General features: G+C 62.3%; 1 pseudogene. It reads left to right on the top strand.

The features are described from left to right. A pseudogene (locus tag ACZBJS_RS42680) lies at window positions 1-582 on the top strand (IS66 family transposase); the annotation flags it as partial. Between the last annotated feature and the right edge of the window lie 110 nt (window positions 583-692).

Genomic DNA, 692 nt, shown 5'->3' with positions numbered 1-692 from the left:
ATCAAGGCCCAGGTCAGCAAGGGCCGTGCGCAGGCGGATGGCAAGCGTGCACCGCGTCGGCGCAAGGGCTTTGCGCCCCATCTGGAACGGATCGAAACCGTCATTGAGCCGGAAGAGCTGGCTGAGCATGCCGGCAAGCAGAAGGTGCTGATCGGCGAGGACGTGTCGGAGCGCCTGGATGTGGTGCCGGCGAAGTTCCGGGTGATCGTCACGCGCCGTCCCAGGTATGCCTTCAAGAACGCGGACGGCGTCATCCAGGCGCCGGCCCCGGCCCATATCATTGAAGGAGGCATTCCGACGGAAGCGCTTCTGGCCCAGATAGCCGTCGCCAAATATGCCGATGGCCTGCCGCTCTACCGGCAGGAGGCTATCTACGCCCGCGATCATGTCGAGCTCGACCGCCAGCTGATGGCGCAATGGATGGGCAAGCTCGGCTTCGAGCTCGAGATCGTGGCCGACTACATCTTCAGCGAGGTCAAGAAGGCCGAACGGGTCTTTGCCGACGAAACCACTTTGCCGACGCTCGCTCCGGGCTTCGGATCGACAAAGACGGCCTACTTATGGGCCTATGCCCGGGATGACCTATAGCGCGACAATCAGGATGAGAGCGGCCCGTCAATCAAGATGAGACGAGGCGGCCGAGTCAGGAGATAATTGACGCTGGCCGTCGACTTGGCAAGCGTTGATTGACG

It is taken from the genome of Bradyrhizobium sp. KZN70725 (genome assembly GCF_055264925.1).
Note: the sequence above shows the minus strand (reverse complement) of the source record. Positions and strands in the feature narration are given on the sequence as shown.